The sequence below is a fragment of the Syntrophales bacterium genome (assembly GCA_030655775.1).
Taxonomy (GTDB): Bacteria; Desulfobacterota; Syntrophia; order Syntrophales; family JADFWA01; genus JAUSPI01.
Genome location: JAUSPI010000067.1, coordinates 1 through 9,874 on the forward strand (window position 1 = coordinate 1; position 9,874 = coordinate 9,874).

Genomic DNA, 9,874 nt, shown 5'->3' on the forward strand with positions numbered 1-9,874 from the left:
GGTCCACCAGGCACCCAAACACTCTGGCGAGGACTACAACGACTGGATACAGCAACGGAGATGTATAGTATTCTTACTCAACCCTGCAGCATAAACGACGCCGACCCGTGACCCTCGGTGTCAAGTGTGTATTAAGACCAGCCCCGGTGGGAGGGGACAAAGGGGAGGGGGATATAACCGCCTGAAATGTCGTTGCTTTCACCCTTACCCCAGCCCTCTCCCATCAAGGGAGAGGGAGGTTTGTGACTTTTTACGAGTGCATCAGCTTTGAATACGAGAGCTTTGCATAATACCAATATTGTCATTGCGAGCAAAGCGAAGTAATCTCGTAACATATTGACAATTCATAAGATTGCCGCGTCGCTAAAGCTCCTCGCAATGACCAGAATTGCAGTTTTGCAAAGCTCTCAATACCAAGCTTCGTAAACGGGCTTGATACGTTTTTCTGCCGAAGGCGGGAGATTACTTTCTCGGCATGAATCGTTCTTTCCCCTCTTTTGTCCAATTATCCGGTGAAGAAATGCCTCTATCCTATAAAAGTCCTGTCACAATTATAACGAATATATGCGCTAAAGGTTTCTGTAAGTAGTTGTGCAACGTGGAGCACAAAAAAGATGATCTTCTCAAGACATAGTAAAATCACCATAATAATCTTGTGCATGGTTATTCTTTCATTTGTCGTACTCACCCATAAACCCTGCTTCAGCGCAGAACAGGCAGCACAGAATGACTTACGAAAAGCTGCCTCCGTTAAAAATAAACAGTCAAATGATAAGAAAAATCATAAAGTAGTAGTATATTATTTCCATGGCAATTACCGCTGTTTTTCATGCACGCGCATTGAGCAGATGACACTGATAGCCGTTGGAGAGGCATTCGAAACCGAGATTAAAAACGGCTTGCTGGAAATGAAGACAGTAAACGTCGAAAATCAGAAAAACAGACACTTTATCGAAGAGTATCAGTTATATACAAAATCAGTAATTGTTTCTGACCGGGCAGGAGGTAAAGAAGTACGGTGGAAAAACCTCCAGAGGATATGGGAATTGTTCCGCAACGACGAAGTATTTAAAACATATATTCAAAAAGAAATTGCGACATATTTAGAAGGTTGAAAAATGGATTCGTTTTTGATGGGTATGTGGATGGCCCTCTGGTTCGGAATTATGACCTCCATAAGCCCCTGTCCACTTGCAACGAATATCGCTGCTGTCTCTTACATCGGCAGGCGGGTGGATAAAGCAGGATACGTATTATCGGCGGGGCTCTTGTACATGCTCGGAAGAATGATCACCTATGCGATATTAGGAATTTTGCTTGTATCCAGCGTACAGTCGATACCCGCTGTCGCCAATTTTCTCCAGAAGTACATGAACATGCTTCTCGGTCCTTTACTGATAATCATCGGTTTTATTCTACTGGATATTATTACAATCGATTTTGGAGGTATCGGGTTTTTCGGTGATGCTTTTCAGTCTCGTGTAGAAAAAGCAGGGATATGGGGTGCCGGATTTCTCGGGATTGTTTTCGCCCTTTCTTTCTGTCCGGTCTCGGCTGCATTGTTTTTTGGAAGCCTATTTTCTCTTGCCATTGCCCACGGTTCAAAAATCATTCTACCCTCTCTCTTTGGTATCGGAACAGCTATTCCTGTTCTGGTTTTTGCATTTTTGCTTGCCTTCTCGACCCACCTCGCAGGAAACGCTTATAAAAAGATTGCCGTATTTGAATTATGGGCCAGGAGATTAACGGCTTCAGTTTTCATACTCGCCGGTTTATATTACTGCATGAGGTTTCTGTTCAACTTGATATAAGAAAACAACCGGATGGTATTATATGAAAATAAAGCTGTTGTCTAAAATTAAAGAGGAAATGAATATGGGAACCGACAAAATAAGTCTGACTGTTTCGGGTATGACCTGCATGCATTGTGCGGGAACGGTAAAAAAGGCTGTTGAATCAATTGAAGGGACATCGAATGTAGTAGTTGATCTGGATAAGGAAATGGTAGAATTTGAGATGGAGGAAAAGGGCAATACTGAAAAAGTAAAGAAAGCAATTGAACTGGCAGGGTATAACGCTGGGTGACTCAGGAGGAGATGATATGTCAAAACGTGAGTATCCCGATAGTCCACGGGTCGGTGTCGGGGCAATAGTACTTAAAGACGGCAAGGTTCTTCTTGTCAAACGCGGCATTCCTCCAAGCAAGGGATTGTGGGCAATTCCGGGCGGCTCCGTAGAGCTGGGTGAAACGCTGCAGGAGGCAGCCGAGCGGGAGATTTTAGAGGAAACCGGACTTGTCATCCGTGCCGGAAAACCAATTTACAGCTTCGATTTCATCGAAAGGGATGATGCGGGACGTATCCGGTTCCATTTTGCAATTGTTGACGTTATAGCAGATTATGTAAGTGGAACACCAAACGCCGACGACGATGCACTCGAAGCATGCTGGATATCACCTGGAGAACTCAAAGAGTTGCCGGTTAGCGAAAACACCTTAAAAGTGCTTGAGGAAATAGGCTTTTACGCTAATCCAGTCTCTTCCTGAAACGCCCGACAGATCCGGCAAAGACAATCAGACCGAGAATTAACAGTCCAAGAAATTGGGGCCAGAGCACTGTCAGCCCCACCCCCTTCAAGAAAATTCCCCTTATAATTATAAGAAAATACATTAAAGGATTCAAATAGGTCAACCACTGTACAACCTGCGGCATATTGGCAATGGGAAATACAAAACCACTGAGCATGAAGAAGGGAAGAATGAAAAAGAAGGTGGTCATCATGGCCTGTTGCTGAGTCGACGAAATGGTCGATATGAAAAGCCCTATACCCAGCGTGCTTAAGAGAAAAAAGCAGGTAGCGAAAAAGAGGAGCGGAATGCTGCCTGCCATCGGGATGCGAAACCAGAAAATGGCAAATATGGTGACTGCAATCATCTGTGCAAGGGCAATGGTGATATATGGGATCGTCTTTCCCATGATTAACTCAAATGGTTTTATAGGGGTAACGATCAGTTGTTCCATGGTACCTGTTTCTTTCTCTTTTATTATCGCCATGGAGGTAAAGACCATTGTAAGAATCATGATCAAAAAGGCCACGATACCCGGCACGTAAAAGTTCCGGCTATCAAGATTTGGGTTATACCATGTCCTTATTCGGGCATCTATTTTGCCGTAGTTTATCTTTTCAGGGTGAAGCTCCTTGATTAAAATCCGGTTCAATCTATCCAGGACGATGGTGGTATAAGCTATTCTGACAGATGCCATATTGCTCATGCTTCCGTCAGCGAGTATCTGAATATCGGCTGTTTCTCCTTTTCTTATGTGTTCGCTAAAATTGGGGTCGATTTTGATTGCCAGATCAATCTTTTTCCTGAGCAATATCTGCTCCAGATCCTTCGGATTGTCCGTATATTGGGTAATACGAAAGGTTTTATTGGCGCTGAAGGCATCTATCAACATTCGGCTTTCCCGTGTACGGGATTGGTCGAGAAGCCCGACTCTGATGTCCCGTACATCGGTCGTCACTACATACCCGAAGATGAGCAACTGAATAAGGGGTGCGATGACTAAAATAGGCCTGTTTTTCTTATCCCTGAAAAGCTGAATAAATTCCTTGCGGACCAGTTCTCGAATCCTAATCCAGTTCATCTCACATTCCTTCCTTTTTAAGCACAAGAAGATTCATGCCCGTTAGGATAACAAACATGACCGCCAGTACCATATAGCTTGGCCACAGGTGATCGAGCCCCAGATTTCGCAGATATAACCCATTTAAAATATCGATAAAATATCTGGCCGGGACAATGTAAGTTATTATCTGAAGGATTTTGGGCATATTTACAATGGGAAAAACAAAATCGGAAAGAAGCAGAGAAGGCAGATAAGTAATCAACAGGGCAAGTTGATTGGCCACCAGTTGTGATTTTGTAACAACGGAAATAAGAAGGCCGAGACTGAGTGCGACAAACAGATAGACTGAGGATGCAAGTACCATCAACCAGAAGCTGGATTTCATGACAACACCGAAGAGCATCTGTCCCATCAAAACGGCAACAAGCACATCTATCAGCCCTATAAAAAAATAGGGGATCGCTTTTCCTGTTAAAAATTCAGCCCCTCTGAGAGGCAGGGAACGTATCGTTTCCATTGTCCCATTTTCATACTCGCGGGCAATTACCAGCGAGGTCAGCATGGCTCCTACGATCATGATAATGATTGCAATGATGCCGGGGACGATAAAATTACGGCTCTCAAGATCTTCATTAAACCAGACTCGTATACGTCCCTCAATTGGCGGCTTTATCTTCTCCATTCCTTTACGATTGAGAAAATCAAGGAGTAACTGACTGTTATATTCCTCAACAAATGCCATAATGTATCCCCGTGATATGCCGGCAAAATTTGGATCACTGCCGTCAAGTAGAACCTGAATGGGAGTTTCGCGGTCCGCGTTGATGTCCGCGGTCCAGCCAGGAGGAATAATCACTGCCATCGTTGTCCAGCCATTGTCCAGATATTCTGTCACAGCCTTGGTATCCGTAAGCTGGTTGGCGATGTTGAAATAGGAAGATGCGTCGAGCTTGCGTATGAAATCACGGCTTAAGTAGGTTTTGTCATGATCCACCACAACGGTTTTAATGTTGTCCACATCCAGGCTGAGGGCATAACCGAAGAGGAGAATCAGAAGAAGCGGGATAACAAAGGCCAGATACAGGCTCCTGAAATCTCTGATCAGGTGGTAGAATTCTTTTCGAACAATGGCTTTAATCTTTACCGTGTTCAATTGTTTCTCCTGGCCATCAATTCAACAAAAACATCATTTAAGCCGGCCTCGGGGCGATCGGGGAAGGTTTCTTTGATAATCTCTGAAGGGCTGCCGGACGTAACTATTTTACCCTCATCAAGGACTGCAATCCGCTGGCAATTATGCGCCTCGTCCATATAGTGTGTGGTAACAAAGATTGTCACACCATCTTCTGCCAGCCTTCCAATAAATTCCCAGAAATGGCGGCGTGTGATCGGATCAACGCCTGACGTGGGTTCATCGAGAAAGAGGATATCAGGATGGTGAAGGAGGGCGCATCCCAGGGCCAGGCGTTGTCGCCATCCTGGCGGCAATTCTCTGGTAAGCCTTTGGCGGACATCCTGCAGACGGGCAATATCCAGGATCTGTTCAATCCTTTCCTTCCACTGGTCTGGTGGCACGTTATATATTCCAAGGTAGAAACGGAGGTTCTCAAACGGGGTCATATCTTCATAAAGGGAAAATTTTTGCGACATATACCCTATTGAGTTTTTGATTTCTTCCGGTTCCGTACAGATATCATGTCCGGCAACCACACCGGAACCGGACGTCGGAGTTATGATCCCGCACAGCATCCGGATAGTAGTCGATTTCCCGGAACCGTTCGGACCTAACAGGCCAAAGATTTCCCCTCTTTTAACAGAAAAAGAGATTCTGTCCACGGCAACAAACTGACCGAATCTCTTCTCTAAATCCTTTACAAAAATAGCATCTTGTGTCGTCATTTCACATCTTGAATTTATCGTGTACAAGTTCCTCGTCAACTTCTTTTATTCGATGGATCATGGCTTCCTCAAGATCCGGAAAGTTGGATCTCATCTTTTCGGGAGTTGCTGTATCAAGAATCCTCGATTTGTGCATGATGGCGAGGCGATCACACTTTTCTCCTTCATCCAGATAGGCCGTTGAAATGAGAACGGTCATACCTTCCCGCTTCATCTCAGAAAGGATCTCCCAAAATTCCTGCCGTGATACGGGATCCACACCGTTGGTCGGCTCATCGAGGATGAGAACCGTAGGTTGATGTATGAGAACACAGGCAAGTCCCAATTTCTGTTTCATACCTCCGGAGAGATTACCCGCCAGACGATCAACAAATGGGAGGAGATTGGAAAACCCGAGATACCGTTCCCTCCGCTTCTTCCTCTCTTGGCCGAAAATTCCGAAGATATCCATAAAAAAACTGATGTTTTCATCAACCGTGAGATCCTGGTAGAGGCCGAAACGCTGCGGCATATATCCCATTACGGTTTTGACACTTGTTTTCTGAGAGACAACATCCATCCCCCCGACCTGAATCCGTCCGGAAGACGGCTCTATCATGGTTGCTATCATCCGAAGCAGAGTTGATTTGCCCGCCCCGTCAGACCCCACAAGTCCGAATATGGTCCCCCTGTCTACATGAAAAGATACATCGTAGACGGCCTTCACGTCCCCAAAACTCTTGGAGATATTTTCAACCTGAATAAAGCAGTTTTCAGGGGTCAGGAATCGGCTGTCAGACATTTTTTCTCCTATTAGATCATCGTAAAATAACTCTATATGGGGTTTTCAAGGCATCGCAGAAATTTTTTCTGCTAGTAAAAGCATGAACTATACAATCATGGCATCAATCCCTGACCACTGCCCCCTGACCACTGACCACTGATTACCGCAACCAGGCATCGGCCGGCATTCCCGATTTCAATTCAAGGTCTGGATTGGGAATAGAAACCTTGACAAGGTATACAAGCTTGACCCTCTCCTTATGAGTCTGGATTATCTTCGGTGTAAACTCCCCTTCAGGAGATATGAATGAAACTTCCCCCTTATAGATCTTATCAGGAAAAGTATCCACCCTCACTTCAACACGTTGCCCCGGTTTTACTTTACCTATTTCTGTCTCGCCAACGAATATTTTCAGATGCACAGTGGAAAGATCCGAAAGTGTCAGGACCTCACGGCCAGGCATTACCACCTCCCCAAGCTCAATATTTCGGCTGGCTATTATTCCATTGAAAGGCGCCTTCAACTTTGTATACTTGAGCTGAATTTCCGTGATTTTAAGGGCTGCTCTCACCGCCCGAACATCGGCCTTCGTTGCCTCAACTTCCTTTTCCGTAGCTTCAATCTTTTTTAAATTGCTCTGCGCCTGTTCCAGAACAGCCTCCGCTTCCGACAGTCTTGCATTCGCTGTCTGATACCTGAGCTTTACAGTTTCCCACTCATTTTCCGAAACAACATTTTTTTCAAATAACGTATCATACCTTTTTTTATGCTTCCGCGCCTCCTCCATAGTATCCCTGGAGCTTGAAACAACGGCCCTCGCCCTTGCAACTTCAGCGGGAAGTGTTTTCCTGTATATTTCTAAAACCATCTCTAATTGCCGCAGTTTCTTTGCAGATCTGTCCAGATTGGCACTGGCCTGTTCATGGCGAGCCCGGTATTCAGATTGATCCAGTTCCGCAAGAATCTGTCCATTTTCTACAGACTCCCCTTCCCTAACAGATACATTTACAACTCTTCCACCAACTTGAAAAGCAAGTTGAGAATTCGTCGCCTCCATGGTTCCAGAATAGTATAATTCGCCAAGTTTCGCCTTCCGCTGGCCCGAGTAAACCAGAAGACCCACACCCAGAATAAGGGCAGCAAAAGCTATCACACCAATTTTTTTCTTCAATCTTACCCCCTATATCCACCGCCCAGAACGTTCTTTGTTTTTTGAAATCCTTACATAACTGTTTTTGGTCGTTGCGATAAGCGAGCGATCCTTTCAACTCAAATCAACGAAACAGCACAGCCATAAAAGAACTAAAACAAAAAAACACCGAACATTCAATAAAAAACTTTTACTGTAGCCATAGATACCGGTAATACCGCTAACTACGGTTATTTTGTAGGTCCCAGGTGACAATATATTACCCGATTTATCGATCAAGGTGTCTCATTTTTATTGACACATTCCGCAGACTTAATTAGAATTTAAAATCAGTAACGATGTTGGTAAACGCAAAGAATTTATGGTAATAAAAGACTGGATAACACACGAATACGGAGAAGAGATGCACAGGCCTATAACTTACGAACTCCAGAAGAAAAACATTGTAACCGGGAAAAGGAAAATCAGATTCCATATACGTAGCGCTGTAGGTTTCAGGGAGAGCACCTACAATGACAACTAAAGATACCGATATTGCGAAATTTATATCATCGAATCCGCTTTTCTTCTCACTGCAACCTGATCATATAAAAGAGATTGCATCTAAATTTAAAGTCCTCCGCTTTAATCCACACGACACCATTATCAAAGAAGGCGAACCGGGAGACAGTTTCTATATTTTAAAAGAAGGTCATGTAAGAGTTATAAAAGAGAGTCCTGAAGGGGAAAATATACTGGCAGAACTTGACCCGCCCGCGGGATTCGGAGAAATGGCCCTCTTAATTGACACACCGAGAACTGCTACCATTAAAGCAGTCGATTCAGTTGAAACACTTCAGCTTATACGGGATGATTTCCTACATCTTGTAAAAGAAACCCCTGATCTTCTACTTGATATGAAAAAATTACTTGATTCCCGTGTTTCATTCTTTGAAGATGAGCAGTTTATAACAAACCATTTTAAAGAAAAATTAAAGTCTTATGAGCCTTTTTATCTTGATTTTCCAGAACTCGATAATCTGAACAAGCTAAATGCATCAATGGGCAGAGAGCAGGTTGAACACTGCAAGGAAACTGGAATCCTTGCAAAAGAGATGTGCAAAGTTCTGTGCCCCCAAATAGCTGATGAACTCTTATATGCAGGCCTTTTGCATGAGATTGGAAAGGTTTCATTAAGTAAAAATTTGCTTGAAAAAGAGAGAAGGGGTGAGGTGCTTTCACCTGAAGAGAAAGAAGAGTTTTCTAAAATTTATAAGTATGCAGTAGAAATTCTCCATCCCAATAAAAGACTTGCAGAAAGGGTGTCCTTTATTGAGTTTCTTGGGCGTGAAAATTTTCAGGATATGCCAATTGAGGCGCAGATTTTAAAAGTTGCAAATGATTATGAGGAACTCATCCGTCCTGATTACAGGAATATTCCTCCTGAAGAGGCGATGGAAATCATAAAAAGAGGGTCGGGTACCAGATATAACACGAGAGTTATTAAAGCCTTAGAAACAATTGTTCACAAATTTTCTTTAATCAATGTTGAGCGTCAAATCCGTACAATAATGCATATAAATATAGCCCTTGACAAAAAAGATTATTATACACTGCGTCACAGTTTTCATGCGAGAGATATGGCGTTGGAGATTGCTAAAAAGTTGAACTTGTCACGCGGGAAGTATGAAATGTTAAAACTCGGATGCGAACTCCATGATGTCGGAAAAATTCATGTACCTCATGAGATATTGAATGCCTCCAGGGCCCTCACCCTCGAAGAATATGAAATTATAAAAAAACATCCGATCTGGAGCGAGACTTATTTTATTGAAATCCCGGGGATGAAATCTCTTGGAAAAATTGTAAGAGCCCATCATGAAAAGTACGATGGAACAGGGTATCCCGATGGATTAAAAGGAGAGGAAATCCCTTTCTTCTCAAGAATTATGGCAATAGCAGATGTGTACAGCGCGCTTACAACCAAAAGAGTCTACAAAGATGCGATGCCTTATGCCGAGGCGCTTACGATAATGGAAGGTATGAAAGGTTCATTCTTTCCTGACCTTTTTGACGTTTACAGGGAAATCATCAGTGAGAAAATCGCAAACGGTGAGACAAGAGATAATGAATTGTTTTAATGGATATTCGGCAAGCTCTCACACCAATTTTTTCTTCAATCTTACGCCCTACCTGCACTACCCGGAACGCTTCTTATGTTTTGTGACAGGTGTTTCATGTCGACACGTAGCCCATTGATAATTCCTGTAGTGATACAGCATGCTGCGGGAAAAAACAACCGTTTATGGTTACCCCGAATTGCCTCATATTAAATGTTACCGAAGGAGTGGCTAAAAAGGGATCGTTGACTCATAATTCGATGTTACCGAACATCGACTTCCAAAAGGAGGGATAATCATGAGTCCACGGTCCAAACGAGAGTATCGTGAAACG

The 9,874-nt window shown here is 43.6% G+C and carries 12 protein-coding genes; 6 read left to right on the forward strand and 6 right to left on the reverse strand.

What is annotated here, in order from left to right; all coding sequences use genetic code 11:
* Positions 1 to 526: 526 nt before the first annotated feature.
* Positions 527 to 661, reverse strand: a complete 135-nt coding sequence (locus tag Q7J27_03415; GenBank protein MDO9528187.1) for a hypothetical protein — start codon at positions 659 to 661, stop codon at positions 527 to 529.
* On the opposite strand from Q7J27_03415, the gene Q7J27_03420 reads away from it, so the two are divergent.
* Genes Q7J27_03420 through Q7J27_03435 form a run of 4 tightly spaced genes read left to right on the forward strand, consistent with a single transcriptional unit; the run spans position 660 to position 2,545 of the window.
* Entirely contained in the window at positions 660 to 1,115 is a 456-nt protein-coding gene (locus Q7J27_03420) for a nitrophenyl compound nitroreductase subunit ArsF family protein (GenBank protein MDO9528188.1), read from the forward strand. The genes Q7J27_03415 and Q7J27_03420 overlap by 2 nt on opposite strands.
* A 3-nt stretch (positions 1,116 to 1,118) precedes the next feature.
* Complete coding sequence (locus Q7J27_03425) at positions 1,119 to 1,811, forward strand: aromatic aminobenezylarsenical efflux permease ArsG family transporter (GenBank protein MDO9528189.1); 693 nt, start codon at positions 1,119 to 1,121, stop codon at positions 1,809 to 1,811.
* 22 nt (positions 1,812 to 1,833) lie between these two features.
* Positions 1,834 to 2,085 (forward strand): heavy metal-associated domain-containing protein, encoded by a 252-nt coding sequence (locus Q7J27_03430; protein MDO9528190.1) that lies wholly within the window; start codon positions 1,834 to 1,836, stop codon positions 2,083 to 2,085.
* 16 nt (positions 2,086 to 2,101) lie between these two features.
* Complete coding sequence (locus Q7J27_03435; protein ID MDO9528191.1) at positions 2,102 to 2,545, forward strand: NUDIX hydrolase; 444 nt, start codon at positions 2,102 to 2,104, stop codon at positions 2,543 to 2,545.
* On the opposite strand, the gene Q7J27_03440 is transcribed toward Q7J27_03435, so the two are convergent.
* From Q7J27_03440 to Q7J27_03460, 5 genes are all read right to left on the reverse strand, one after another.
* Positions 2,526 to 3,647 carry an ABC transporter permease gene (locus Q7J27_03440; protein ID MDO9528192.1) on the reverse strand — a complete coding sequence of 374 codons (1,122 nt, stop codon included), beginning with the start codon at positions 3,645 to 3,647 and terminating at the stop codon, positions 2,526 to 2,528. The genes Q7J27_03435 and Q7J27_03440 overlap by 20 nt on opposite strands.
* A 1-nt stretch (position 3,648) precedes the next feature.
* Complete coding sequence (locus Q7J27_03445; protein MDO9528193.1) at positions 3,649 to 4,782, reverse strand: ABC transporter permease; 1,134 nt, start codon at positions 4,780 to 4,782, stop codon at positions 3,649 to 3,651.
* Positions 4,779 to 5,528, reverse strand: coding sequence for an ABC transporter ATP-binding protein (locus tag Q7J27_03450; GenBank protein MDO9528194.1), 750 nt, complete (start codon positions 5,526 to 5,528; stop codon positions 4,779 to 4,781). Before Q7J27_03450 ends, Q7J27_03445 begins: the two co-directional genes overlap by 4 nt.
* A 1-nt stretch (position 5,529) precedes the next feature.
* The gene (locus Q7J27_03455) at positions 5,530 to 6,309 is read right to left on the reverse strand and encodes an ABC transporter ATP-binding protein (protein MDO9528195.1); all 780 of its coding nucleotides are present in this window, start codon (positions 6,307 to 6,309) and stop codon (positions 5,530 to 5,532) included.
* A gap of 142 nt (positions 6,310 to 6,451) precedes the next feature.
* Positions 6,452 to 7,462 (reverse strand): efflux RND transporter periplasmic adaptor subunit, encoded by a 1,011-nt coding sequence (locus Q7J27_03460; protein MDO9528196.1) that lies wholly within the window; start codon positions 7,460 to 7,462, stop codon positions 6,452 to 6,454.
* A gap of 340 nt (positions 7,463 to 7,802) precedes the next feature.
* Here Q7J27_03460 and Q7J27_03465 point away from each other — a divergent pair, with 340 nt between their 5' ends.
* Positions 7,803 to 7,964 (forward strand): hypothetical protein, encoded by a 162-nt coding sequence (locus Q7J27_03465; protein ID MDO9528197.1) that lies wholly within the window; start codon positions 7,803 to 7,805, stop codon positions 7,962 to 7,964.
* Positions 7,954 to 9,561 carry a cyclic nucleotide-binding domain-containing protein gene (locus tag Q7J27_03470; GenBank protein MDO9528198.1) on the forward strand — a complete coding sequence of 536 codons (1,608 nt, stop codon included), beginning with the start codon at positions 7,954 to 7,956 and terminating at the stop codon, positions 9,559 to 9,561. Before Q7J27_03465 ends, Q7J27_03470 begins: the two co-directional genes overlap by 11 nt.
* The last annotated feature ends 313 nt before the right edge of the window (positions 9,562 to 9,874 follow it).